This window comes from Shinella sp. CPCC 101442 (assembly GCF_024704725.1).
Lineage (GTDB): Bacteria > Pseudomonadota > Alphaproteobacteria > Rhizobiales > Rhizobiaceae > Shinella.
Genome location: NZ_JALIQS010000001.1, coordinates 860,023 through 885,107, shown reverse-complemented (window position 1 = coordinate 885,107; position 25,085 = coordinate 860,023). Strand labels below are relative to the sequence as shown.

At 61.7% G+C, this 25,085-nt stretch carries 22 protein-coding genes; 15 read left to right on the top strand and 7 right to left on the bottom strand.

All coding sequences use genetic code 11. From position 1 onward, the window contains the following. Positions 1-53 precede the first annotated feature (53 nt). The 14 genes from MUO32_RS04025 (at position 54) to MUO32_RS03955 (ending at position 12,922) form a co-directional block, all read left to right on the top strand. Positions 54-959 (top strand): glutamine amidotransferase family protein, encoded by a 906-nt coding sequence (locus MUO32_RS04025; protein WP_257946933.1) that lies wholly within the window; start codon positions 54-56, stop codon positions 957-959. Between the two features lie 38 nt (positions 960-997). Next, positions 998-1,684: a GXGXG domain-containing protein gene (locus MUO32_RS04020; protein WP_069063795.1), complete on the top strand. Its 687-nt coding sequence runs from the start codon at positions 998-1,000 to the stop codon at positions 1,682-1,684. 15 nt (positions 1,685-1,699) lie between these two features. Beyond that, a complete protein-coding gene (locus MUO32_RS04015) occupies positions 1,700-3,028 on the top strand; it encodes an FMN-binding glutamate synthase family protein (RefSeq protein WP_257946932.1) in 1,329 nt (442 codons plus the stop codon). Between the two features lie 92 nt (positions 3,029-3,120). After that, positions 3,121-4,428 (top strand): type III glutamate--ammonia ligase, encoded by a 1,308-nt coding sequence (gene glnT, locus MUO32_RS04010; RefSeq protein ID WP_257946931.1) that lies wholly within the window; start codon positions 3,121-3,123, stop codon positions 4,426-4,428. Between the two features lie 59 nt (positions 4,429-4,487). Further along, the gene (gene purU, locus MUO32_RS04005; RefSeq protein WP_257946930.1) at positions 4,488-5,372 is read left to right on the top strand and encodes a formyltetrahydrofolate deformylase; all 885 of its coding nucleotides are present in this window, start codon (positions 4,488-4,490) and stop codon (positions 5,370-5,372) included. 3 nt (positions 5,373-5,375) lie between these two features. After that, positions 5,376-6,281: a bifunctional methylenetetrahydrofolate dehydrogenase/methenyltetrahydrofolate cyclohydrolase FolD gene (folD, locus tag MUO32_RS04000; protein WP_257946929.1), complete on the top strand. Its 906-nt coding sequence runs from the start codon at positions 5,376-5,378 to the stop codon at positions 6,279-6,281. 110 nt (positions 6,282-6,391) lie between these two features. Beyond that, positions 6,392-7,525 carry an aminomethyltransferase family protein gene (locus tag MUO32_RS03995; protein WP_257946928.1) on the top strand — a complete coding sequence of 378 codons (1,134 nt, stop codon included), beginning with the start codon at positions 6,392-6,394 and terminating at the stop codon, positions 7,523-7,525. 10 nt (positions 7,526-7,535) lie between these two features. Beyond that, complete coding sequence (locus MUO32_RS03990) at positions 7,536-8,141, top strand: dimethylamine monooxygenase subunit DmmA family protein (protein ID WP_257946927.1); 606 nt, start codon at positions 7,536-7,538, stop codon at positions 8,139-8,141. Positions 8,142-8,155: 14 nt separating this feature from the next. After that, entirely contained in the window at positions 8,156-9,103 is a 948-nt protein-coding gene (locus tag MUO32_RS03985; RefSeq protein ID WP_202402675.1) for a PDR/VanB family oxidoreductase, read from the top strand. An 18-nt stretch (positions 9,104-9,121) separates the two neighbouring features. Further along, positions 9,122-10,162, top strand: coding sequence for a DUF3445 domain-containing protein (locus MUO32_RS03980; protein WP_257946926.1), 1,041 nt, complete (start codon positions 9,122-9,124; stop codon positions 10,160-10,162). Between the two features lie 45 nt (positions 10,163-10,207). Then, positions 10,208-11,545 (top strand): NAD(P)-binding domain-containing protein, encoded by a 1,338-nt coding sequence (locus MUO32_RS03975; RefSeq protein WP_257946925.1) that lies wholly within the window; start codon positions 10,208-10,210, stop codon positions 11,543-11,545. Positions 11,546-11,665: 120 nt separating this feature from the next. Then, positions 11,666-12,265, top strand: a complete 600-nt coding sequence (locus tag MUO32_RS29275; protein ID WP_308311245.1) for a PAS domain-containing protein — start codon at positions 11,666-11,668, stop codon at positions 12,263-12,265. Positions 12,266-12,372: 107 nt separating this feature from the next. Then, the gene (locus tag MUO32_RS03960) at positions 12,373-12,639 is read left to right on the top strand and encodes a type II toxin-antitoxin system ParD family antitoxin (RefSeq protein ID WP_257946924.1); all 267 of its coding nucleotides are present in this window, start codon (positions 12,373-12,375) and stop codon (positions 12,637-12,639) included. After that, on the top strand, positions 12,632-12,922 hold the full coding sequence (locus tag MUO32_RS03955; protein WP_257946923.1) for a type II toxin-antitoxin system RelE/ParE family toxin: 291 nt from the start codon (positions 12,632-12,634) through the stop codon (positions 12,920-12,922). The genes MUO32_RS03960 and MUO32_RS03955 overlap by 8 nt, the downstream gene beginning before the upstream one ends. A 3-nt stretch (positions 12,923-12,925) precedes the next feature. On the opposite strand, the gene MUO32_RS03950 is transcribed toward MUO32_RS03955, so the two are convergent. Beyond that, a complete protein-coding gene (locus tag MUO32_RS03950; RefSeq protein WP_374708585.1) occupies positions 12,926-15,295 on the bottom strand; it encodes a DUF1989 domain-containing protein in 2,370 nt (789 codons plus the stop codon). Positions 15,296-15,589: 294 nt separating this feature from the next. Between MUO32_RS03950 and MUO32_RS03945 the strand changes: the two genes are divergently transcribed. Further along, a complete protein-coding gene (locus MUO32_RS03945) occupies positions 15,590-17,374 on the top strand; it encodes an APC family permease (protein ID WP_257946922.1) in 1,785 nt (594 codons plus the stop codon). A gap of 138 nt (positions 17,375-17,512) precedes the next feature. On the opposite strand, the gene purU (MUO32_RS03940) is transcribed toward MUO32_RS03945, so the two are convergent. From purU (MUO32_RS03940) to MUO32_RS03915, 6 genes are all read right to left on the bottom strand, one after another. Continuing rightward, on the bottom strand, positions 17,513-18,397 hold the full coding sequence (gene purU / locus MUO32_RS03940; protein ID WP_257946921.1) for a formyltetrahydrofolate deformylase: 885 nt from the start codon (positions 18,395-18,397) through the stop codon (positions 17,513-17,515). A gap of 208 nt (positions 18,398-18,605) precedes the next feature. Next, complete coding sequence (locus MUO32_RS03935) at positions 18,606-19,820, bottom strand: PLP-dependent aspartate aminotransferase family protein (protein ID WP_257946920.1); 1,215 nt, start codon at positions 19,818-19,820, stop codon at positions 18,606-18,608. 219 nt (positions 19,821-20,039) lie between these two features. Next, complete coding sequence (locus MUO32_RS03930) at positions 20,040-20,507, bottom strand: hypothetical protein (RefSeq protein WP_257946919.1); 468 nt, start codon at positions 20,505-20,507, stop codon at positions 20,040-20,042. Continuing rightward, complete coding sequence (locus MUO32_RS03925) at positions 20,500-23,442, bottom strand: sarcosine oxidase subunit alpha family protein (RefSeq protein WP_257946918.1); 2,943 nt, start codon at positions 23,440-23,442, stop codon at positions 20,500-20,502. The genes MUO32_RS03930 and MUO32_RS03925 overlap by 8 nt, the downstream gene beginning before the upstream one ends. After that, positions 23,439-23,735, bottom strand: coding sequence for a sarcosine oxidase subunit delta (locus tag MUO32_RS03920; protein ID WP_257946917.1), 297 nt, complete (start codon positions 23,733-23,735; stop codon positions 23,439-23,441). Before MUO32_RS03920 ends, MUO32_RS03925 begins: the two co-directional genes overlap by 4 nt. 21 nt (positions 23,736-23,756) lie before the next feature. Next, positions 23,757-25,007: a sarcosine oxidase subunit beta family protein gene (locus MUO32_RS03915; RefSeq protein WP_257946916.1), complete on the bottom strand. Its 1,251-nt coding sequence runs from the start codon at positions 25,005-25,007 to the stop codon at positions 23,757-23,759. Between the last annotated feature and the right edge of the window lie 78 nt (positions 25,008-25,085).

Genomic DNA, 25,085 nt, shown 5'->3' with positions numbered 1-25,085 from the left:
CAAAAAACGCACCTGCTATCCATCTTTCATCAACGAAACGAAGGATTGTCCCCATGTGCGGAATTGTCGGATTGTTTTTGAAGGACAGAAGTCTGGAGCCGCAATTGGGTGCCATGCTGTCCGATATGTTGGTCACCATGACCGACCGCGGGCCCGATAGCGCCGGCATCGCCATCTACGGTACGCCTTCAGACGGCCGCGCGAAAATCACCGTGCAATCGGCCGACCCTAAACAGGATTTTGCCGGGCTTGAAGCGGCGTTGAAGCCAGCCGATTCGAGCGTTGCCGTGGAGCTGAAAAGCACCCACGCGGTCATCGAAGCCAGTGCCGACAAGGCTCAGGCGGTGCGCGACCTGCTGGTCCAGGAGCGGCCGGAGATTCGTGTCATGGGCTCCGGCGACAGCGTCGAGATCTACAAGGAAGTCGGGCTGCCGAAGGACGTGGTCTCCCGCTTCGGCATTCGCCAGATGGCGGGCACGCACGGTATCGGCCATACCCGCATGGCTACGGAATCGGCCGTCACCACGCTTGGTGCCCATCCGTTCTCGACCGGCGCCGACCAGTGCCTGGTGCACAACGGTTCGCTTTCCAACCACAACAACCTGCGCCGTGAGCTGGTGCGCGAAGGCATGACCTTCGAGACGCAGAACGATACCGAAGTCGCCGCCGCCTATCTGTCGGCCGAGATGGCCAAGGGCAAGGATCTGGGCCAAGCGCTGACCAGCGCGCTCGACGATCTCGACGGCTTCTTCACCTTCGTCGTCGGCACGAAATCCGGCTTCGGCGTGGTGCGCGATCCCATTGCCTGCAAGCCGGCCGTGATGGCCGAAACGGATCAGTACATCGCCTTCGGCTCGGAGTACCGCGCGCTCGTCAACCTGCCAGGCATCGAAAATGCCCGCGTCTGGGAGCCGGAGCCGGCCACCGTGTATTTCTGGGATCATGAGAAGGCGGCCTAACCGTGGATGTCAGCGTCAAACGAGAAAGTCTGGAAGCGATGCGCGTATTCGACCTTGCCACAACGCCGTTGCGCGAACTGAACAGCGCGCTTCACGCCATCGCCCCCGGCACCAATGATACGAATTTCGAGGTCGTCAATCCGCGCGGCAGCCATGCCGTTGCCGTCGGCATCGATCAGCCGGTCACCGTCGAGGTGCGCGGCAGCGTCGGCTATTATTGCGCCGGCATGAACGATGGCGGCACCGTGACGGTCCATGGTTCCGCCGGGCCTGGTGTCGCGGAGAACATGATGTCAGGCACGGTTGTCATCGAGGGTGATGCCAGCCAGTATGCCGGGGCCACGGGCCGCGGCGGCCTCCTGGTCATCAAGGGCAATGCTGCCTCGCGCTGCGGCATCTCGATGAAGGGCATCGATATCGTCGTCCAGGGCAATATCGGTCACATGTCGGCCTTCATGGGCCAGTCGGGTCACCTGGTGGTGCTTGGCAACGCCGGCGATGCGCTCGGCGATTCCCTCTACGAGGCCAAGCTGTTCGTGCGCGGCGAGGTCAAGAGCCTTGGCGCCGACTGCATCCAAAAGGAAATGAAGCCAAAACATCTGAAGCTGCTTGCCGAGCTTCTGGAAAGAGCCGGCATTACGGGTGTCTCTCCGGAAGAATTCAAGCGCTACGGTTCGGCCCGCACGCTCTACAACTTCAACATCGATAACGCTGATGCGTACTAAGGCAGGGACCCGTTCATGAGCTATCACAACCCCTATACCCCGCCGCGCAAGTCAGCGACCTTCGACGATTATACGCTGGCGGAAATCCGGCGTGCGGCGGCGACCGGTATCTATGATATCAGAGGCGCTGGCACCAAGCGCAAGGTTCCGCATTTCGACGACCTGTTGTTCCTCGGTGCGTCGATCTCGCGTTATCCGCTCGAAGGCTACCGCGAGAAATGCGACACATCCGTCGTGCTCGGTGCGCGCCACGCCAAGAAGCCGATCATCCTGAAGACGCCGATCACCATTGCCGGCATGAGTTTCGGTGCGCTTTCGGGCAATGCCAAGGAAGCGCTCGGTCGAGGCGCCACAATCGCTGGCACATCGACCACCACCGGTGACGGCGGCATGACGGATGAGGAGCGCGGCCACAGCCAGACGCTGGTCTATCAGTATCTGCCGTCACGCTACGGCATGAACCCGCGCGACCTGCGCCGCGCCGATGCCATCGAGATTGTTGTCGGCCAGGGCGCCAAGCCCGGCGGCGGCGGCATGCTGCTCGGCCAGAAGATTTCCGACCGCGTCGCCAACATGCGCAATCTGCCGAAGGGCATCGACCAGCGCTCGGCCTGCCGTCATCCGGACTGGACCGGCCCGGACGACCTCGAAATCAAGATCATGGAACTGCGCGAAATCACCGATTGGGAAAAGCCGATCTATGTGAAGGTCGGCGGCGCGCGTCCCTATTACGATACGGCGCTGGCGGTGAAGGCCGGTGCCGACGTCGTGGTGCTCGACGGCATGCAGGGTGGCACGGCGGCGACGCAGGATGTTTTCATCGAGAATGTCGGCATGCCGACGCTGGCCTGTATCCGCCCCGCCGTCCAGGCGCTGCAGGATCTTGGTATGCACCGCAAGGTGCAACTGATCATCTCCGGTGGCATCCGTTCCGGCGCCGATGTAGCGAAGGCTTTGGCGCTGGGTGCCGACGCGGTTGCCATCGGCACGGCAGCCCTGGTCGCTATCGGCGACAACGATCCGCACTGGGAAGAGGAATACCAGAAGCTCGGAACGACGGCCGGCGCCTATGACGACTGGCATGAAGGCAAGGATCCGGCCGGCATCACCACGCAGGATCCGGAGCTTTCCAAGCGTCTCGATCCGGTTGCTGCCGGACGGCGTCTCGCAAACTATCTCAAGGTGATGACGCTCGAGGCCCAGACCATCGCGCGCGCCTGCGGCAAGAACCATCTGCACAATCTGGAACCGGAAGACCTCGTCGCGCTGACGATTGAGGCATCCGCCATGGCGCAGGTGCCGCTTGCGGGCACCAGCTGGATCCCAGGCAAGGGAGGCTTCTGACCCTTAAAAAAACTTCGGCCGTCGTCTGATCTCCCAAGCCAGCGGCGGCCATTTTCTTGAAAAAGTGTCTGAATAATCCAAAGGGGAACACAGTGACACTCGATCTTGCTACCTTTGCCATGGACCGTGGCATCAAATATTTCATGATCAGTTTTACCGACCTGTTCGGCGGCCAGCGGGCAAAGCTTGTTCCGGCCGAAGCAATTGCCGATATGCAGAAGGACGGCGCGGGTTTTGCGGGCTTTGCCACCTGGCTCGATCTGACGCCCGCCCATCCCGATCTCTTTGCGCTTCCGGATGCGTCTTCTGCCATCCAGCTTCCGTGGAAGAAGGATGTTGCCTGGGTCGCTGCCGATTGCGTGATGGACGACCAGCCGGTCGACCAGGCGCCGCGCGTCATGCTGAAGCGATTGATCGCCGAAGCCGCCAAGGAAGGCCTTCGCGTCAAGACTGGCGTCGAGCCGGAATTCTTCCTGATCTCGCCGGATGGCGGCAAGATTTCCGACGAATTCGATACGGCTGAAAAGCCCTGCTACGACCAGCAAGCCGTCATGCGCCGTTACGACGTAATCGCCGAGATTTGCGATTACATGCTTGAACTGGGTTGGAAGCCCTACCAGAACGACCACGAGGACGCGAATGGCCAGTTCGAGATGAACTGGGAATATGACGACGCGCTGCAGACGGCCGACAAACATTCCTTCTTCAAGTTCATGGTGAAGACGGTCGCCGAGAAACACGGCCTTCGCGCCACCTTCATGCCCAAGCCCTTCAAGGGCCTGACCGGTAACGGCTGCCACGCCCATATCTCCGTCTGGGATCTGGAAGGCAAAACCAATGCCTTCGCCGACAAGGCCATGCCGTTTGGTCTTTCGGCCAAGGGAAAGACCTTCCTCGGCGGCATCATGCAGCATGCGTCGGCGCTTGCCGCGGTGACCAATCCGACGGTCAACTCCTACAAGCGCATCAACGCGCCGCGTACCATTTCCGGTGCGACCTGGGCGCCGAATACGGTGACATGGACCGGCAACAACCGCACGCACATGGTCCGCGTTCCGGGTCCGGGTCGGTTCGAGCTGCGCCTACCGGATGGTGCCGTCAATCCGTATCTGCTGCAGGCCATCATCATCGCGGCCGGCCTGAATGGTATCCGGAAGAACGCTGATCCCGGCCGCCACTACGACATCGACATGTACAAGGAAGGCCATACCGTCACCGACGCGCCGCGCCTGCCCTTGAACCTGCTCGATGCGCTCAGGGAATACGACAAGGACGAGGAGCTGAAGGCCACGCTCGGCAAGGGCTTCTCCAGCGCCTACCTGAAGCTCAAGCATCAGGAATGGAATGCCTACGCGTCGCATTTCACGGATTGGGAGCGGCAGACGACGCTCGATATCTGAGGCTTGGCGCTTCGGAAAAGAGACGCCACTTCGGCAATCGTTTGACCGGGAAAGAACCGATGAAAAGCCACGTCCTGACCGTATCCTGCCAATCGACCCGCGGCATCGTCGCCGCGATCACCGGCTACCTCGCCGAGAAGGGGTGTTACATCTCGGATTCGTCGCAGTTCGACGACCTAGAAACCGGCCTGTTCTTCATGCGCCTCACCTTTCTCAGTCAGGAAGGTGTGTCGGAGGAGGACATCAAGGCCGGCTTCGCCCCGGTCGCGAAAAAGTTCGCGATGACCCACCGCTTCAACGACAGCGATGAGCGCATGAAGGTGCTGCTGATGGTGTCGCGCTTCGGTCATTGCCTGAACGACCTGCTCTACCGCTGGAAGATCGGCGCGCTGCCGATCGACATCGTCGGCGTCGTGTCGAACCACTTCGACTACCAGAAGGTCATCGTCAACCACGACATCCCCTTCCACCACATCAAGGTGACGAAGGAGAACAAGCCGCAGGCCGAAGCGCGCCTGATGGAGGTGGTGGAACAGTCCGGCGCCGAACTGATCGTGCTCGCCCGCTACATGCAGGTTCTGTCGGATGCGGTGTGCAAGAAGATGTCGGGCCGGATCATCAACATCCATCATTCCTTCCTGCCGTCGTTCAAGGGGGCCAACCCGTACAAGCAGGCCTTCGAGCGCGGCGTGAAGCTGATCGGGGCGACGGCGCACTATGTGACGGAGGATCTCGACGAGGGTCCGATCATCGAGCAGGACGTGGCGCGCATCACGCATGCGCAATCGGCGGAGGATTATGTGTCGATCGGCCGGGACGTGGAGAGCCAGGTTCTCGCCCGCGCCGTACACGCCCACATCCACCACCGCACCTTCATGAACGGCAACAAGACGATCGTCTTCCCGCCGAGCCCCGGCAGCTACGCGTCAGAGCGTATGGGTTGAACCATGGGGAGTGCGACGCGCATTGACGGGAAGAAAGTTGCAGCGTCGGTGACCGAGGCCGTGAAGGCTGCGACCTCGGCGCTTGAAGAGGAAACCGGGGTGAAGACCGGACTTTCGGTCGTCATCGTTGGCGATGATCCGGCAAGCCACACCTATGTCGGTGCCAAGGGTCGTCTGGCCAAGGAATGTGGCTTCAACTCCACCCAGCACACGCTGCCGGAGGAGACAACGCAAGGGGACCTCGCAAGCCTGGTGGCGTCGCTGAACGCGGATCCCGCCGTGCATGGCATCCTGGTGCAACTGCCCCTGCCGAAGCACCTCGACGCCGAGCCGATCATCCAGTCGATCAGGCCGGAGAAGGACGTCGACGGCCTGCATGTGGTTAATGCCGGCAAGCTTGCGACCGGCGATCTGGCAACCGGCCTGATTTCCTGCACGCCGGCGGGCGCCATGCGCCTCGTCCGCTCCATCCATGGCGAGGACCTGGCGGGTCTGACAGCCGTCGTCATCGGCCGCTCCAACCTCTTCGGCAAACCGATGGGGCAATTGCTGCTCCATGCCAATGCGACGGTGACGATCGCGCATTCGCGCACGAAGGACCTGGCGGACGTCTGCCGTCACGCGGATATCCTCGTCGCCGCCGTCGGCCGTGCGGACATGGTGAAAGCCGATTGGGTGAAGCCGGGTGCCACCGTCATCGACGTCGGCATCAACCGCATCGATGCGCCGGAGGGCGGCGAGGGCAGGAGCCGTCTGGTGGGCGATGTCGCCTATGACGAGGTTTCAGAGGTTGCCGGTGCGATCACCCCGGTTCCGGGCGGTGTCGGGCCGATGACCATCGCCATGCTGATGGCCAACACTGTGATCGCCGCCTACCGCGCGTCTGGCCGTGAGCCGCCGCGTTTCTAGACTGATGCCAAAGAACAATGGAGATACCAGTTTTAACACTCTTGCGAGTTTGAGCAGCGGCGATATACTCAGGAAATAAATATTCCGCAAAAGAAAATGGGAACGAGAATATGAGTCTTAGCTGGCGTTTTTCCGCCCTTGCAGACAGGCATCGGGCACTCGGATCGAACCTCGAAGACTGGAGCGGCATGGGAACCGCCTGGACCTACGACAAGGACATCTACGAAGAGCACATCGCGGTGCGCACCAAGGCCGGCATCATGGATGTCTCGGGCCTGAAAAAAGTCCATCTCGTCGGCCCACACGCGATTGCCATTCTGGAATACATCACCACCCGCGACATGACGAAGGTCTATCCCGGCAAGTCGGTCTATGCCTGCATGCTTAACGAGCGCGGCCATTTCACCGACGATTGCATCGTCTACCGCACCGGTCCCAATTCCTGGATGCTGGTGCACGGCTCGGGTTCCGGCTTCGAGGAAATCGTCAAGCAGGCACAGGGCCGCAATTGCGCGGTGCTGTTCGACGACGACCTGCACGACCTGTCGCTCCAGGGGCCGCTCGCCGTCGATTATCTCGAAAAATACGTGCCGGGCATCCGCGACCTCAAATATTTCCACCACATGCAGACGACTTTGTTCGGCGCACCGGTGATGATCTCGCGCACCGGCTATACCGGCGAGCGCGGCTATGAAATCTTCGTGCGCGGCCAGGATGCCGGCATGGTCTGGGACCGGATCGTCGACGAAGGCAAGGCGATGGGCATCATTCCCGTCTGCTTCAGCGTTCTCGACATGCTGCGCGTCGAAAGCTACCTGCTGTTCTACCCCTACGACAATTCGCAGATGTATCCCTTCGCCAACGAGCAGCCCGGCGATAGCCTGTGGGAGCTCGGCCTCGATTTCACCGTCAGCCCCGGCAAGACCGGCTTCTGCGGTGCCGAGGAACATGCCCGTCTCAAGGGCAAGGAGCGCTTCAAGATCTTCGGCCTGCTGGTCGAGGCCGATGGTCCGACCGATCTCGGCGACGAGGTCTGGGCCGGCGACAAGAAGGTCGGCGTCATCACGTGCCCATCCTATTCCAAGCTCACCAACCGCTCCATGGCGATCATGCGCGTCGAGGTTCCCTATGCCGTGCAGGGCACCAAGCTCGAAGTGAAGGGCAAGACCGTCAACGCGCCGGCCATCGCCCACACCATCACCTTCGACGATCCGAAGAAGACGAAACGGACGGCGCAAGGCTGAGGATATCGGCATGCTCGTACAAGGGATCAAAAGCAGGCCGGAATATAAGGGGCTCGATATTGATCCCCATGCCAAGCGCCACCTCTTCGTCCTCGAGGGCGAAGGGGCTCAGGCCCTGATGGATCAAGTCGGGGCGAAGGGCCCCGACTTCCTGGCAAAGTCGGAAATCCTCTATCTGGCGGCGGGTGCGGCCCCCAAAGCCTATGACGTCGCGCTTTCGGCGCTCGCGCCCGATGTCTTCTGGCAGGCGCCGACGCTTCAGCCGCTGCTCTTTCGCCTGCGCGCCTGTCTTGAGCAGGCCCGGATGGGAACGCGGCTCTCCATTGCCGGCACCGAGGGCTTCATCGGCCAGATCATGCAGGTGGCGATCGAATACGGCATCGACTACCATTCGATCCACACCGAACATCGCGGTTCGACGGCACGCCGCGTGCAATGCGTGCACTGCAAGGGCATCACTGACAATGTGACGACCAGCCCCTTTGCCTGCAGCCATTGCGGTCTGCCGCTTCTGGTGCGCGACCATTACTCCAGACGGCTTGGCGCCTTCCAGGGCGTCAACATCGATGCAGAAGAACCGGGCACGGCCCCAGAACCTGAGGAGATGTTCCCGTGAGCCTCAACACAGACATGCCTGTGCGGGTCGCCGCGGTGACGCAGGTGACCGATCTGGTCAAGCGCTTCCGCTTCGAGCGGCTGGACGGCCATCCCATGCCGTTCTTCTCCGGCGGCGCCCATGTCGTCGTCTCGATGAACGACAACGGCCTCCTGCGCCGCAACCCCTATTCGCTGATGTCCAATCCCGACGACAACAGCGCCTATGAAATCAGCGTGCTCCGGGTTCCCAATTCCCGCGGCGGGTCGATCTTCATGCACGAACAGGTGCGGCCGGGCGATCAATTGACCGTCAGCCAGCCGGTCAACCTCTTCGCGCCGGACCATCGCGGACGCAAGCACATCCTCATTGCCGGCGGCATCGGCATCACGCCGTTCATCGCCATGATGGAGCAGTTCAGCCGCGACAACATTGCGTTTGAACTGCACTACGCCATCCGCTCACGCTCGCACGGCGCCTACTGGCAGCAACTGCTCGATCGCTACGGCCCGCGGCGCATCAAGATCTATGTCGACGAGGAAAAGACATTCATCCCCGTCGCCGAGATCGCCGACAACCAGCCGCTCGGCACGCATCTCTATGTCTGCGGCCCGGCGGGTATGATCGACGGCGTGCTGATGACCGGGCTGAAAGCCGGCTGGCCGAAGGAGAACCTGCATTCGGAACGGTTCCTCGCGCCGCCCGCCGGCCTGCCGTTCCAGGTCTTCCTCGAGAGGTCCAATATCCACATGACCGTCGGTGAGCACCAGAGCATTCTGGAAGCGGCCGAGGCCCATGGCTGCGATGCGCCCTACATGTGTCGCGGCGGCGCCTGCGGCCAGTGCGAGACGGAGGTGCTCTCCTGTGACGGCACATTGCAGCACAACGACATCTACCTGTCGGACGAGGAAAAGGCGTCCGGCAAGAAGGTCATGATCTGCGTCTCGCGGTTCAAGGGCCAGCAACTCGTTCTTCAATTGTAGCTTAAGGGGACCGGACAGATGACCATCACGTTCAGGAGCGAAACGTTCCGCGACGACTTCACCTTCCGCAACAGCCTCTACAACATCAAACGCTTTCCCTTCCCCTTCGATCGCGACGAATACATGTATTCGGTCAATATGGAGCCGCATATCCGGGGCAAGGCGGACAGCGTTTTTGAAAACCTGATCGATGTCGACGAGCACTATGTCGCCGAGATGCAGGACCGGGCGATGGTGCTGAAGGACGATCCGCTGCGCTGCCAGGCGCTGCCGCATATGATGGCGGCGCAATGGGACGTGCTGGAGCTCATCATGGAGCATCAGGCACAGGATTACCCGGAGCATTTCACGCTGACGAAGGACGGTGACCGCTGGCGCTGGATCAACCGGCCGATGGGCATTGACGACACCTTCACCTTCGGCGATCCGGCAACGCTTCCCCATCCGCCGATGGAATACATCACTCGCCAGGCCCAGGGCGATTTCTGCATCGTTGACCAGCGCGACAACAATCTCTGGATGGATGCCGGTATGGTGACCACTCAGGCCGACTGGTCGCTGGATTTCGACATCGGCATGAACTTCATGGAATGGCATGGTCCCGTACCGCTTGCCCACCAGATCGGCGTGTTCGACCGGGCGCTGAAATTCCTGCTCAACCTGCAACAGGGCAAGCCGACCCGCCGCCTCAACTGGACGATGACGGTCAATCCGCGGCTCGATACCTCGCCGGAAAACTATCACAAATGGGGGCCGGACCGCACGACGGTGACGCCGGAGAATGTCGGCGACAAGATGCACCTGCGCGTCGAGTTGCAGAGCCTCTGGCGCCTGCCGCGCTCCAACGCCATCCTCTTCGTCATCCGCTGCTACCTGATCAGCCTGAACGAACTGGTGACCGTGCCCAAATGGGGCCGCCGCCTGCCGCGCGTGCTGAAAAGCCTGCCGCCGGAGATCGCCGACTACAAGGGTCTGACCCGCAACCGGCCGATCATGATCGACTGGCTGGCGAAATACGACGATGGGGCGCCGACAAGTGCAGGCATCCATCCGGATTGAAGGTCTTCATAAAGCTTACAACGATATAAAAGGGAACAGACACATATGACCAGAGTAGCGGTGATCGGCGCAGGGCCATCGGGCCTTGCTCAATTGAGAGCCTTCCAGTCCGCCGCCCAGAAGGGTGCGGAAATCCCCGAAGTGGTCTGCTTCGAAAAACAGGCCGACTGGGGCGGGTTGTGGAACTACACCTGGCGCACCGGGCTCGATGAATATGGCGAGCCGGTCCATGGCAGCATGTACCGCTATCTCTGGTCTAACGGACCCAAGGAATGCCTGGAGTTTGCCGACTATTCCTTCGAGGAACATTTCGGCAAGCCGATCGGCTCCTATCCGCCCCGCGCGGTGCTGTGGGACTACATCAAGGGGCGCGTCGAAAAGGCCGACGTGCGCAAATGGGTGCGCTTCTCGACCCCGGTTCGCATGGTGCGGTTCGACGAGGCGACGAAGAAGTTCACGGTGACGGCGCACAACCGCGTCGAGGACCGGATGTATGACGAGGAATTCGACTATGTCGTCGTCGCCTCCGGCCATTTCTCTACACCGAACGTGCCCTATTTCGAAGGCGTGAAGACTTTTGGCGGCCGCGTGCTGCATGCCCATGATTTCCGCGATGCCCTGGAATTCAAGGACAAGGATGTGCTGATCGTCGGCCGCAGCTATTCCGCCGAGGACATCGGTTCGCAGTGCTGGAAATATGGCGCGAAATCGGTGACGACGAGCTACCGCTCCAAACCGATGGGCTTCAAATGGCCGGAGCGCTTCGAGGAGCGGCCGCTGTTGCAGAAACTCGTCAACAAGACGGCCCATTTCGCCGATGGATCGACCAAGGAGGTCGATGCCCTGATCCTCTGCACCGGCTACCTCCATCATTTCCCGTTCCTGCCGGACGACCTGCGCCTGAAGACCGCCAACCGCCTGTGGTCCGACAATCTCTACAAGGGCGTGGTTTACGAGGACAATCCGCAACTGATGTACATCGGCATGCAGGACCAGTTCTATACCTTCAACATGTTCGACGCCCAGGCCTGGTATGCCCGCGACGTCATCATGGGCCGCATCGGCCTGCCCTCGAAGGTGGAGATGAAGGCGCATTTCGACACATGGCGTGCCCGCGAGGAAACGCTTGAGGATGCCGAGCAGATGATCTGGTTCCAGGGCGATTACGTCATCGAGCTTCTGGAGGACACGGACTATCCGAAGTTCGACGTCGAGGGCACCAACAAGACCTTCATGGAATGGGAGCACCACAAGGCCGAGAACATCATGGGCTTCCGCGACAACGCCTACAAGTCGCTGATGACCGGCACCCTCGCACCCAAGCATCATACGCCGTGGCTTGAGGCTATGGACGATACGCTCGAGGTCTATCTGAAGAACTGATCCGTTCGATGACGGCGCGGCCGAAGGCCAATGGTCTTCGGCTCGCAATCTGAACAGCGGACTGTCTTTCACGGCCACCGCCAACCTTCCTGTCCACACTCCAGCAACCGCCAGGTTCCCATGGATTTTCTGAGCAGCGTTCTCGGTCGCATGAATGGTTTTCTGTACCGGTGCCGGGCAGACGAGCATTATACGATGCTGGAAATGACCGACGGCATCCAGCGGATCTTTGGCTATCCGACTGACGAGATCGTCGGCAACCGTGTGCGCACCTTTACTTCCATCATGTGCGAGGAGGACGTCCCGGCCATGGACGCGGCGGTCGGCAAGGCGCTGGAAAACCACACCGACTGGACGCTCGAATACCGCATCCGCCACAACAAGGGTCACTATCTCTGGGTCACCGAAACCGGTGGCGGCGTCTGGGGCACCAACGGCGAGTTGCTCTATCTCGAAGGCAGCATCGTCAACATCGAATCCTTCTACCAGCGCATCGACGAGCAGACCGCCGACATGCGCGCCACAGCCTCGCGCACTGCCGAAATCCTGCATTCTCTGCGCTCGCTGAAACTGCTCGCCGTCAATGCCGGCATCGAGGCAGCTCGCGCCGGCACGGCCGGTGCCGGCTTCGCCGTCCTCGCCTCGGAAATGCGTGCCCTTGCCAATGATTCCGAGGCTGTCGCACGGCAGATTGCGACAACGCAGGGCAAATCGGGCTGAAGGCCGTCCGCTCCTGAGAGCAACGTTTCGACGGACTGCGTGGCTCATACTAAGCGTTTTTGTGATTTGTTCTTATCCATGATAGGATGCCCCAAAGGAGTATCCACATGGCGACCATGACCATATCCCTGCCCGACCCCATGAAAGAATGGATCGAAGCCCAGATCAGCAAGGGCGAGTACGCGAGTACCAGCGATTATGTGCGCGATCTCGTGCGCCGCGATCGTTCCCGCAGAGATCAGGAACTGACCATCGACGACTTGCGCCAGATCGTTCTGGAATCCCGGTCGAGCGGGCCCGGCAAGCAAAGCATCGACGAGATCTTCGAAAATGCGGAGCGCCTTGCCAGAGCAAGAGGCGTTGTGCGTGACTAGCTACACGCTGACGGAGCGTGCCGAAGATGACTTGCTCTCCCTGTTTCTCGATGGCATCGAGATGTTCGGCCTCACCCAGGCCCGTCGCTACAAGGATGAACTGGTACGCTGTTTTCAGTTGATAGCGTCGCGTCCACAGATGGGCAGGCTCGTCCCATCGATCGGCGAGCGTGTGCGGCGGCACACGCATCAGAGCCACATCATTCTCTACGAGGCGGCGGCAGATACCGTCCTCATCCTCGCAGTCGTTCCCGCGAGGAGCGTGCGCCTTCTGAAACTCTAGACGCTACGATCGCGGCTTGAGCTTCTGCGGATCGTAATGGGCAAACGGCACGATCTTCGCCGGGAGCCGCTTCTGCTGGCCGTCCAGTTTGCCGATCTCGACGTCGGTGCCGATTTCCGAATGGAGCACATCCATCCGCGCCAGCGCGATCGTCTTCTTCAGAAGCGGTGAACGCGTCGAACTGGTAACCACGCCCACCTGTGCCCGACCGATATGCACCGTGTCGCCGTGGCCGACGGCGTCGTTGGCGTCGATATCGAGGCCGACCAGCTTGTAGCGCGGGTTCTCCTTGCGCTTGATCAGCGCCTCGCGGCCGATGAAATCCTCGGTCTTCGACTTCAGCGGCACGGTGAAGCCGATGCCGGCCTCGAAGGGGTCGGTCTGGTCGGAGAAGTCATAGTGGGCGAACACCAGCCCGGCCTCGATGCGCACCATGTCGAGCGCTTCCAGTCCCATCGGCCTCAGCCCGCGCTTCTGGCCAGCCTCCCAGACCGCATCGAACACGGCAAGGGCATCCTTCGGATGACAGAAGATTTCGTAACCGAGCTCGCCCGTATAGCCGGTGCGCGAAACGACGACCGGCGCGCCTTCGAAATGACCGATGCGGCCGACCGCGAAGCGGAACCATTCGAGCTCGCCGATCGACGGCTGCGCCGGTGCCGTCCAGATGATCTCCTTGATGATCTCGCGGCTCTTCGGCCCCTGGACGGCGAGGTTGTGCATCTGGTCGGTGGAGGAGCGCACCCAGGCCTTGTAGCCCATTTTCTCCGCTTGCTCGCGCAGCCAGATGCCGCTGACGTCATCGCCGCCGATCCAGCGGAAATTGTTCTGGCCGAGCCGGAACACCGTGCCGTCGTCGATCATACCGCCGTTCTCGTAGCACATGGCCGTGTAGACCACCTGTCCGGGCGACAGCTTACGGATATCGCGGGTGACGCAATATTGCAGCAGCGCCTCCGCGTCCGGTCCCGTCACCTCGAATTTCCTGAGCGGCGATAGGTCCATCACCACGGCATTTTCGCGGCAGGCCCAGTATTCCTCGATCGCCCCTTCATTGTTGAAGCGGTTCGGCAACCAGTAGCCGCGATATTCCACATGGTTGCGGGTCAGGCCTGAGAAGCGGGGATGGAAGGCGGTTTCCTGGGTCATTTCGGGCTCTGCATCGGGGGTCATTCGGATGGCGACGGCGCGCGAGAATGTCTCCTTGTCCGAATAGGTGCGGACATGGATGTCGGTCGGATCCCAGCCATTCGCCGCATCGATATCATCAGGACAGGACGAGGAGACGCAGACGAGATCGGTCAGCGCCCGCATCAGCACATAGTCGCCCGGCCGCGACCAGGGCTCGTCGAGATAGAGCTGGTTATGATGGTCGACATTGGTGTTGTAGAAGTAGTTGAGCGCTTCCCAGCCCTTGCGCGGCGCAATGCCATAGGGCGCCAGCGCATGGTTGAAGTTATCCGTGCAGTTGACATGCCCCGGATAACCCATGTCGTCGTAGTAGCGCGAGTTGCAGGCAGTGGCGAAGGCATCGTGGCGCCCGACCGTATCCTGCACGATCTCCACCAGCGGCTCGAAATCCCGGTCGAATGCCTTCGATGGCAGGCCGGGCATCGGGTAGCTACGTCCGAGAAGCGTGCGCGTCACCGTCGCATCGAGCGCGAGATCCAGCCCCTTGTCGACCTTGCGGGCCGAAAAAGCCTGGAAATCCGTGCACTGCCGGCCTGAAACATCGATGATCTGGATGAACTCGCCGGCCCGCACGAAATAGGCCGAAGCGCGCGCTGCCTGAATGCGCAGATCCTGTATCGGATCGGCCATCGGCTCGGGCAGCATTTGCTCGTAAGCGCGTTCAATCGTCGAGCGGATGACGCGTAGCTCGAGCGCAGTCGCGGTGTTCTGTGCTTCCGCGTCCATCGGTGGCGCCGGAGCTGCGACGATCAGCAGGCCGTCCAGTGCGATCGCCAATTCGGCCGAGGCACCTGGCGAGGAGCTTTCCCCGAACAGGACCAGCGCCTGCGCGCCCGCAGGGTCGACATTGCGCCGTTTCAATGCGGCAAGCGTCCGCCGCGCACTGTCCTCATCCCGCCCGAGAATTTCCTGAAGACCATCAGCGGATCGCGAAAACGCGATGCCGAGGCCCGCTGCGTTGAACCGGCCGCCGGCATCGACGAAGCTCACTTCACAGAGTTGTCCGCCTTCGACGTCCTTGATGACGACCCGGTCGCCAGCTGTGACCTTGACCACCGTCGTACCACGTCCCTTGACACGGTAGCGCTCGACGCCGGCCGGCAGCGCCGGCATGCCCGGCCGCAGAATGGTGCTCGGTCTTGGCGGCATCAGGATGCCTGCAAATCGTCCGGACGTGTCCATCTCAGCTCCCACCCAATGCACGGTCGTTTCGTTGCCCTGGAGGGGCCGCTTTATGCACCGGCAATATGGCAAAACTATCCTACGGGAGGCCCCGAAAAGTAAAGAGAGACTTGACCCAGAAGAAAAAAAATTCACTATGAGAATAAGTTGCGGTCGCGAAATTGCAAACGGGAACAGGTGGTGACACTGCGAAAACGCAGGCGCCATCCAGCGAAGACACCGCAGCGAGAACCATCATTCATGGGGACGCGCGCAAACGCGCTTCACGGCAAAAACTGGTCGAGGAGACTGTTTATGGCATCTATCGTTGAGACCGAGGGATCGGCTGCCTCGGGCACGGGGTTGATTCGTGCGCTGGACTGGAAAGGGGCATTCTGGGTCGCCGCCGGCGTGCCCCCGCTCGTGCTGTTTTCCATCGGCGGCATTGCAGGCACGACGGGCAAGCTCGCCTTCGTAGTCTGGATCATTTCCATGGTGATGGGCTTCCTGCAATCCTTCACCTACGCCGAAATCGCCGGCATGTTCGGCAACAAATCGGGTGGCGCCTCGATCTATGGCGCCACCGCCTGGCTGCGTTATTCGAAATTCATCGCGCCGCTCTCGGTGTGGTGCAACTGGTTCGCCTGGTCGCCGGTGCTGTCGCTCGGCTGCGCCATCGCGGCGGGCTATATCCTCAATGCGCTGTTCCCCATTCCCGGCGCCACGTCCCCGGCCGTCGTGGAATGGGTCACCGCCAATATGGCAACGTTGACGGCGGAAAGCCCGCGCGTCGTCGAATGGCTTGCCGCCAATGCCGGCAAGACACCGCAGGATGCCATCTCGGCCCTGCTGTCGACCGATGCCGTTGCGGCGCTGACACCGGCGATCCGCAACTGGTCGCTGCTCACCTTCGACATTCCGTTCCTTGCCACGGCAAACCTCAACGCCACCTTCGTCATCGGCGGCATCCTGATGCTGGTCATCTTCGCGATCCAGCATCGCGGCATCCAGGGAACGGCAAACGTCCAGAAATGGCTCGCCCTCATCGTCCTGCTGCCGCTCCTGGTCATCGGCCTGTACCCGATCTTCTCCGGCCAGATCGACAGCGCCAACGTCACCAACCTCGTTCCGCCGACGGCCGGTTATTCCGGCATCGACGGTGTGTGGAGCAATGGCGGCTGGACGCTGTTCCTCGGCGGTCTCTATATCGCCGCCTGGTCGACTTACGGCTTTGAAACCGCCGTCTGCTACACCCGCGAACTGAAGAACCCGAAAACCGATACGTTCAAGGCGATCTTCTATTCCGGCCTTCTCTGCTGCCTGTTCTTCTTCCTCATTCCCTTCACCTTCCAGGGCGTTCTCGGCCATGCGGGCATGCTCGCCCCCGGCATCGTCGATGGCACAGGTGTCGCGGAAGCGCTGGCCAGCCTCGTCCATGGCGGCCAGATCGTCACGCAGATCCTCGTTCTCCTGATGATCATGGCGCTGTTCCTCGCCATCATGACCGCAATGGCCGGATCGTCGCGCACCCTCTATCAGGGCTCGAAGGATGGCTGGCTGCCGAAGTATCTCGACCACGTCAACGAACACGGCGCGCCAACCCGCGCCATGTGGACCGACTTCGCCTTCAACCTCATCCTGCTCGCCATCGCCTCCGACGTGGCCGGTTACTTCTTCGTGCTGGCCGTCTCCAATGTCGGTTACATCATCTTCAACTTCCTCAACCTCAATGCCGGCTGGATCCACCGCATGGATTCCGGCCATATCCCGCGTCCCTGGAAAGCACCGACCTGGCTGATCGGCCTCAACACCGTTCTCGCCTTCGTCAACGCGCTGTTCCTCGGCGCCGGCGCAAAGGTCTGGGGTTACTCCAACGCGCTCTGGGTCGGCTTCATCTTCGCCGCCCTGATCCTGCCGGTCTTCGCCTATCGCCACTATGTGCGTGACGGCGGAAAGTTCCCGGCCGGCGCCATGGAAGACCTCGGTCTCGTCGGCCAGGATCTGGGCGTCAAGAAAGCCGGCCTCCTGCCCTATGCAGCGCTCGCCGCCGGCCTCGCCGTCGTCCTCGCCGCCAACGCCTACTTCCAGCTCCCGGCCTGACCGGATAGCTGACAAACAAGACGGAGCCGCGCATCGCGAGATTGCGCGGCTCCACCTGCTTTCCGGGGACGGTTCGTAGACAGGCCGTTTTGCGCGTCGAGTTCGGCACCGGCAGGCGGCTGCCTCACCGGATGCCGGTCATCCCATGCGCTCGGACGCGTAGCTGCCGGGGCTCGGCGGGAAGACGATGGTCTTGTTGCCGTTCATGAAGGTGCGGTGGTGGATATGCGCATGCACGGCGCGCGCCAGAACCTGGCTCTCCACATCGCGGCCGATCGAGACATAGTCCTCCGCCGACTGCGCATGCGTGATGCGCGCCACGTCCTGCTCGATGATCGGACCCTCGTCGAGGTCTTCGGTGACATAGTGCGCCGTCGCACCGATCAGCTTCACGCCACGCTCGAAGGCCTGCTTGTACGGGTTGGCACCCTTGAACGACGGCAGGAACGAGTGGTGGATGTTGATGATCCGCCCCGACATCTTCTTGCACACCGCATCCGACAGAACCTGCATGTAGCGGGCGAGCACGATCAGTTCGGCGCCGGACTGTTCCACCACCTCCATCAGGCGCGCTTCGGCCTGCGGCTTGTTCTCCTTCGTCACCTTGATGTGGTGGAAGGGGATGTCGTGGTTGACGATGACCTTCTGGTAGTCGAAGTGGTTCGACACGACGCCGACGATGTCGATCGGCAGCGCGCCGATCTTCCAGCGGTAGAGCAGGTCGTTCAGGCAATGGCCGAAGCGCGACACCATCAGCAGCACCTTCATCTTCGTTCCGTCTTCGTGGATCGCCCAGTCCATGTGGAAAGGAGCGGCAACGGGCTTGAAGCCTTTCTGCAAGCTCTGGAGATCGGCACCCTCTTCGCTGTTGAAGCTGACGCGCATGAAGAAGCGGCCCGTCACCGTGTCGTCGAACTGCATGGAATCGGTAATGTTGCAGCCTGAATTGGCCAGATAACCCGAAATCGCAGCGACGATTCCGCGCGCAGTGGGGCTGGTAACAGTCAAGATGTAGTGGCTCATCGTTGCTTCCTTGGAGTAGTGCTACGGCGCTTCATCAAAGTTTGAAACGGAACACGCAGCCGAAGATCAGACATGGAAAATCAGCCGGGAGCGGCAGCAATGACTGCCGCTCCCGCCGAAAGGCCCACCCGCCAGCGGGGCTTCCGGGCTCCGACGGAGCGCGATGGTGGTGGATATCGGAAACGAGGGCACCGATATCCACGTGCTTTCAGAGCGCGCGTGCGAGATCGGCGCAAATGTCCGCGCCGTTTTCGACGCCAACCGACAGACGGAAGATGCCGTCGCCGACATAGTCGTTCCAGCGCGCCAGGGCATCGCCTTCGAAGAGATAGGTCGAGCGCAGGATCTGTTCGGACGGGATCCAGCAGACGAGCGAGCGATGGTGACCCAGCGACACGGCATAGTGCACGATCTTGAGTTCCTCGATCATTCGGGCAGCGATTGCATCGCCGCCTTCGTGCGTCTGGAACGACATCATGCCCGAGAAATTCTTCATCTGACGCTTGGCAAGATCGTGCTGCGGATGGGATTCGAGGCCCGGATAGAAGACGCGCTTGACGGCCGGATGCCCTTCGAGGAACCGGCCTACTTCCAGCGCGCTCTTTTCATGCGCCGCCATGCGCATTGGCAGCGTCGCAGCACCGCGCAGGATGAGCCAGGCGTTGAACGGCGACAGGATGCCGCCGTAGTGCACGGTCGCTTCCATCGACATCTTGTCCATGTCGTCCTTGCGGCCGAGCACCGCCCCGCCCATGGCATCGCCATGACCATTGATGTACTTCGTCAGCGAATGGACGACGAAATCGCAGCCCAGTTCCAGCGGACGCATGCCGATGGGCGAGCAGAAGGTGGCATCCACGGCAACGTCGCGTACACCCTTGCTGTGGGCGAGCGCGGCAACAGCTTCGACATCCGCGAGCTTCATGGTCGGATTGGCCGGCGTCTCCAGCCAGACCATCTTCGTGTTCGGGCGGATGGCGTCCTCGACGGCCTGAAGGTCCGCCGTATCGACAAAAGTGACCTCTACACCGAAGCGTGGCAGCGTGTTGCGCGCAAATTCCGCCGTGCCGACATAGGTAACTTCCGGGAAGATCAGATGATCGCCGGACGACAGCCGCGACATGATCAGGGCGTGGGCCGCAGCAATGCCGGAGGCAAAGACACGGCACGTTTCAGCGCCGTCGAGTGCTGCGAGCTTTTCCTCGAGCTGCTGCACGGTCGGGCTCGAAACACGGCCGTAGACATGGCCGTTGTACCCGCCCAGCTCGAGAGCGGAGAAGGATGCGACGGCAGTAGGAGCAAAAGTTGCCGACATCACCAGATTGGGTGAAGAAGACCGCGTTGCAGGATCGATGTATTCGCCGGCATGGACCGCGATGGTCTCGATGCTGGCTTTGTTCTCATCGTTGAAGGAACCAGACATAGTAACTCCTGTTGATGGCGCTGATGGTCATTCCAGTTTTCGTTCCGGTCTGGGAGGACCGTTTTCGTCCTGCACGCAACCACGTCGTGCGATCTGGTCTGGAGCCATCTGCTCGCGGTTTGAAACAAAGAAAATTCATTGTCCTGCGTGCGTGCAGGCATTGAGCACAGGGCGCAACCGCCCTGCCCTTTCGTGGCGGGGCGCCGCCTCGGCTTGATGCTAGCCGAAGATACGCATCGCGCTTTCGATGTCATCCCAGATCGACTGCACGAAACTGCGCGGCGCGATGATGGAGAATCCATCCGGTGTCCGCTTCACATTGACCGACAGGTGGCCGAGCCGCGTCTGGATGGCCCCGCGCCGCGCAAAGTCTTCGGCCGCCAGGTTCGCACCGGACAGGGACGACAGGACGACTTCGCTCTTTTCGCCCTTCAGGTGCAGAAGCACGCTGCCATGGGACTGGTCCGTCAGCGTGACCGATGGGTCAGTCGTCGCGGGGACGTCGCCGACGACATAAAACTGGCCCGGCGCAATCGGCCGGCAATCCAGGCCGATGAAGGCCGGCGATGCTGTAGCCGACTGACTGACATGCGTTATGCGCGCCCGTGGCTCCCAGCCCAGTGTCAGGCCATGGATGCTGGCCAACTTCCCCGAAGGCAGCGGATCCGTTCGTTCTAGCTTAAGCATTCTTGCCCCCATTGGCTTCGGCGAGGTGGTCGGTACTGCAGATCACGGCCTCGACGTCCGTTCCCAGAAGGGCGTTCCACACGCGGACCTTTTCGCCGATACGGTTGCGGCCACCCTTGACCAGCGCGAGGCCGATATAGCCCTTCACGACCGGCGACCAGACGGACGACGTGACATAGCCCTGGTCGTTTTCGAGCGACACCTGATCGCCGATCTTCAGGACATGTGCGCCTGCGGTGAACCGGTCTTCCGCTTTCAGCGCGCGAACGCCGACCAACTGCTCTCGGTTTTCGCGCACGAGACCTTCACGGCCGAACATGTGCTTGCCGACGAAATCATCCTTGCGACGGGAAACCATCCTGTCGAAGCCGAGATCGGCGACCGTGACCATGCCGTTCATCTCGGCGTGCGTGATGTAACCTTTCTCCAGGCGCATCGTGTTCAGCGCTTCGACGCCATAGGGAATAGCGCCCGCGGCAACGATGGCGTCAGCGACGGACGGTCCATACCCTGCCGGCACCGCGATTTCGAAGGCCAGTTCACCCGAGAACGAAATGCGGAACAGGCGTGCGTTGACCACGCCGGAGCCGAGTGTGACTTCCTTTGCGCTGAGGAACGGGAAGACCTCTTCCGAGATGTCTTCATCCACTAGCGACGCAAGGATTTCGCGCGCGCGGGGGCCAGCGATCGCCATCTGCGCCCACTGGTCGGACACGGACACGAACCGTACGTCGAGGTCCGGCCAGTGCTGCTGATGGCAGAACTCCATATGAGCGAGGACGGGGCCGGCGTAAGCCGTCGTCGTCGTCATGAAGTAGACGTTTTCGCCAAGGCGCGACGTCGTGCCATCGTCGAACGGGATACCGTCCTCGCGCAGCATGAAGCCGTAGCGCGCACGGCCGACCGCGAGCTTTCCGAAGTCGTTGCAGTAGAGAAGGTCGAGGAACTTGGCCGCATCGGGACCGGTGACCTCGATCTTGCCGAGGGTCGATACGTCACAGATGCCGGCGCCGGCGCGCACCGCAAGCACTTCGCGGTTGATCGACGCCATCATGTCGGTGTCGCCAGCCTGCTTGTAGTACATCGGGCGATACCAGAGACCGGCATCGACCATCTCGCCGCCACGGGCGAGCGACCATGCATGCAGGGGGGAGCTACGAACCGGCGCGAAGTGCGTGCCGTAGTGGGTTCCACTGAGGGTTGCGAAGCTGACCGGGGTATAGAACGGCCGGTAGGTCGTGGTGCCGACTTCGGCGATCGAGCAGCCACGGGCACGGGCGATCAACGCGATCGCATTGATGTTGGACAGTTTGCCCTGATCGGTCGCCATGCCGTTCGTGGTGTAGCGCTTGGCCAGTTCCACATGGTCGAAGCCTTCCCGAACGGCAAGGCCGATGTCCTTGTAGTGCACGTCGTTCTGGTAGTCGATGAATGCCTTGCCCTTGACGTCGCCGGGGAGCCAGAGGCCGGACGGATTGCCGGGTGTCTTGTCCGCGAAATCGGCTGCGGGCGTTGCAGCGTCAAAGCCAAGGCGGGTGAGCGCTTCAACAGCCTTGTCTGCGCCGTCGTTGAAAGCCTGCTGGCTGGAATAGGCACCGGCGACGCTACCGGCAGGCGTCAGTGCGCCGTTGGTGTCCGGTGCGAGGAAGGCTTGCAGGTCCTCGTTCCATACCGGTTTCTGCTGCCGCTGGCAGGCGAGATGCACGATCGGCGAGAAGCCGCCGGACATGGCGAGCGCATCGACCGAAAGGGTCTCTTCCTTTGCGCCCGTGCGGACGGTCACCGATTTCAGGGCCTTGCCGCCCTGCGTCGCGATGATCTCGGAACCTGTCAACACACGTGCGCGGCCGGTCCAGCTCGGAGCCGTGGAGCGCGTGTCGATGATGGCCGCGACGGTGATGCCCGAGGCTTCCGCTTCGGCAGCCAAGGCATAGGCGCTGTCGTTGTTCGTGAAGATCGCAATGTTGCGGCCGACGGCGACGCCGAAGCGGTTCAGGTAGCGCCGCATGGCGCTTGCCAGCATCACGCCCGGAACGTCGTTACCCGCAAAAACGAGCGGTCGTTCTTCCGCACCCGTCGCCATGATGACGTGGCCCGCAGCGACACGCCACAGGATTTCGACGGCCCGGTTGGCCTCCGGAGCCGCGACATGCTTCTGCTTGCGTTCGACCAATGCAACGACGTTGTCGTCATACCAGGCGAGCGCCGTCGTGCGCGTCTTGAAGGTCACGTTGGGAAGCCCGCGCAACTCGGCGACGGCATCTTCGACGAAGGCTTGCGCCGACTTGCCGTCGACCACTTCACGCGTATCGACCAGATGCCCACCTGCAATCGCATGCTCGTCCACGATGACGACCTTCGCGCCCGCTCGGCCCGCGGCGAGTGCGGCGGCAAGGCCGGCGGGGCCGGAGCCGGCGACCAGAAGGTCGCAATGCAGCCAGGCCTTGCCATAGGTGTCCGGATCCGCTTCTTCGGCAATCCGGCCGAGGCCGGCCGCCTTGCGGATGAAGGGCTCGTAGACTTTTTCCCAGAAGGACTTCGGCCACATGAAGGTCTTGTAATAGAAGCCGGCACTCAGGAATGGCGAGAGCAGGCTGTTGGCGGCGCCAATGTCGAAGTCCAGCGACGGCCAGCGGTTCTGGCTTGTCGCATGCAGGTCGGGATAGATTTCCTGCATGGTGGCGCGCGTGTTGGGTTCGCGCCGGCCGCCCGTGCCGATTTCCATCAGCGCATTCGGCTCGGCAGCGCCCGCCGTCATCACGCCGCGCGGGCGGTGATACTTGAAGCTGCGCCCCATCAGGCTCACGCCATTGGCAAGCAGGGCGGAGGCGAGCGTATCGCCCGCGAAACCCTCATACTGCTTGCCGTCAAATGTAAAGGAGACCGGGCGCTTGCGGTCGATCAACCCGCCGGTGGACAGACGATACGGTGTCATTTCTGGCTTGTCTTTTCAGTGGGGCTGATCATCGGCGCGATACCTGCTGCGTCGCGCGTGCCGCCGAATTCATGGGTGAAGGTGTTGCGGCTGACCACGATCCAGCGACGGCAGCCATCGGCATGATGCCAGAACTCGTCATGCATGCCGCGCGGGTTGTCACGCAGGTAGACATAGTCCGTCCAGGTTTCGGAATCCGCAGACGGCGACGGGCGCGTGACGGCGCTGCCCAGCGTCGTGAATTCCTCGCGCGGCCGCTTGCCGCAATGCGGGCAGTCGATAAGACTCGCCATGTTCGGTTACTCCACGGAATTTCAGTGACGATTGGGGGTGGGGCCGGAGCCTTCTTCGTCGAGCATGTTGCCACGCGCGAAGCGGTCCAGACGCATCTGGCGCGTCAGGGGATGCGGCGCGTCGTTGGCGATGAGATGCGCATAGCACCAGCCGGACGCCGGCGTCGCCTTGAAGCCGCCGTAACACCAGCCGCAGTTGATGAAGAGGTTTTCCACGGGCGTCTTGTCGATGATTGGTGAACCGTCCATCGACATGTCCATGACGCCGCCCCAGCTGCGCAGGTAGCGCATCCGTGACAGGCGCGGGATCATCGTCTTGCCCGCTTCGGCCACGTGTTCGACCATGGAAAGGTTCCCGCGCTGGGCGTAGGAATTGTACATGTCGATGTCGCCGCCGAAGACGAGGCCGCCCTTGTCCGATTGCGAAATGTAGAAGTGACCCATCGAATAGGTGATGACGCTGTCGATGAACGGCTTGATGCCTTCGGAGACGAAGGCCTGCAGCACGTGCGTCTCGATGGGCAGCTTCAGGCCGGCCATCTCGGCGACGCGGGACGAGTTGCCGGCGGCGGCCATCGCAACCTTGCGCGCGCCGATGAAGCCCCTGGTGGTCTCGACGCCGACGACACGGCCGCCTTCGCGACGGAGACCCGTCACTTCGCAGTTCTGGATGATATCGACGCCGCGGCTATCCGCGCCACGGGCAAACCCCCAGGCGACGGCGTCGTGACGAACCGTGCCGGCGCGGGGCTGGAACAGTCCGCCGACGATGGGGAAACGCGACTGATCCACGTCGAGATATGGCGCGAAGCGGCGCACCGCTTCCTTGTCGAAATATTCGGCGTCCACGCCGTGCAGGCGCATGGCATTGCCGCGCCGCATCGCCGCGTCGCGCTGTCCGTCATTGTGGACGAGGTTCAGAATGCCGCGCTGGGAGATCATGGCATTGTAGTTGAAATCCTGCTCGAGCCCTTCCCAGAGTTTTAGGGACAGTTCGTAGAACGGATTGTTGCCCTCGAGCAGATAGTTCGAGCGAATGATCGTCGTGTTGCGGCCGACATTGCCTGAGCCGATATACGACTTCTCGATCACCGCGACGTTGGTGATGCCGTGGTTCTTGGCCAGATAGTAGGCCGTCGCAAGGCCGTGGCCGCCGCCGCCGATGATGATGACATCGTACTGGGGCTTCGGATCGGGCGCGCGCCACATTTTCTGCCATGCCGTGTTGCCGCGCAGGCCATTGAGAAAGACAGACAGTGCCGAATACTTCATCGGAATCGTTCCGCATTAACAGGAGAGAGTTGGGCGCATCGCAGGAGACCTTCCCCGCGCTTCGCCGAATGATGAGGG

Bases quoted from the DNA above. Each gene is read 5' to 3' on its own strand.
- MUO32_RS04025 (WP_257946933.1), top strand. From the start codon at position 54: ATGTGCGGAATTGTCGGATTGTTTTTGAAGGACAGAAGTCTGGAGCCG.
- MUO32_RS04020 (WP_069063795.1), top strand. From the start codon at position 998: ATGCGCGTATTCGACCTTGCCACAACGCCGTTGCGCGAACTGAACAGC.
- MUO32_RS04015 (WP_257946932.1), top strand. From the start codon at position 1,700: ATGAGCTATCACAACCCCTATACCCCGCCGCGCAAGTCAGCGACCTTC.
- purU (WP_257946930.1), top strand. From the start codon at position 4,488: ATGAAAAGCCACGTCCTGACCGTATCCTGCCAATCGACCCGCGGCATC.
- folD (WP_257946929.1), top strand. From the start codon at position 5,376: ATGGGGAGTGCGACGCGCATTGACGGGAAGAAAGTTGCAGCGTCGGTG.
- MUO32_RS03995 (WP_257946928.1), top strand. From the start codon at position 6,392: ATGAGTCTTAGCTGGCGTTTTTCCGCCCTTGCAGACAGGCATCGGGCA.
- MUO32_RS03990 (WP_257946927.1), top strand. From the start codon at position 7,536: ATGCTCGTACAAGGGATCAAAAGCAGGCCGGAATATAAGGGGCTCGAT.
- MUO32_RS03985 (WP_202402675.1), top strand. From the start codon at position 8,156: ATGCCTGTGCGGGTCGCCGCGGTGACGCAGGTGACCGATCTGGTCAAG.
- MUO32_RS03980 (WP_257946926.1), top strand. From the start codon at position 9,122: ATGACCATCACGTTCAGGAGCGAAACGTTCCGCGACGACTTCACCTTC.
- MUO32_RS03975 (WP_257946925.1), top strand. From the start codon at position 10,208: ATGACCAGAGTAGCGGTGATCGGCGCAGGGCCATCGGGCCTTGCTCAA.
- MUO32_RS29275 (WP_308311245.1), top strand. From the start codon at position 11,666: ATGGATTTTCTGAGCAGCGTTCTCGGTCGCATGAATGGTTTTCTGTAC.
- MUO32_RS03960 (WP_257946924.1), top strand. From the start codon at position 12,373: ATGGCGACCATGACCATATCCCTGCCCGACCCCATGAAAGAATGGATC.
- MUO32_RS03950 (WP_374708585.1), bottom strand. From the start codon at position 15,295: ATGGACACGTCCGGACGATTTGCAGGCATCCTGATGCCGCCAAGACCG.
- MUO32_RS03945 (WP_257946922.1), top strand. From the start codon at position 15,590: ATGGCATCTATCGTTGAGACCGAGGGATCGGCTGCCTCGGGCACGGGG.
- purU (WP_257946921.1), bottom strand. From the start codon at position 18,397: ATGAGCCACTACATCTTGACTGTTACCAGCCCCACTGCGCGCGGAATC.
- MUO32_RS03935 (WP_257946920.1), bottom strand. From the start codon at position 19,820: ATGTCTGGTTCCTTCAACGATGAGAACAAAGCCAGCATCGAGACCATC.
- MUO32_RS03930 (WP_257946919.1), bottom strand. From the start codon at position 20,507: ATGCTTAAGCTAGAACGAACGGATCCGCTGCCTTCGGGGAAGTTGGCC.
- MUO32_RS03925 (WP_257946918.1), bottom strand. From the start codon at position 23,442: ATGACACCGTATCGTCTGTCCACCGGCGGGTTGATCGACCGCAAGCGC.
- MUO32_RS03920 (WP_257946917.1), bottom strand. From the start codon at position 23,735: ATGGCGAGTCTTATCGACTGCCCGCATTGCGGCAAGCGGCCGCGCGAG.
- MUO32_RS03915 (WP_257946916.1), bottom strand. From the start codon at position 25,007: ATGAAGTATTCGGCACTGTCTGTCTTTCTCAATGGCCTGCGCGGCAAC.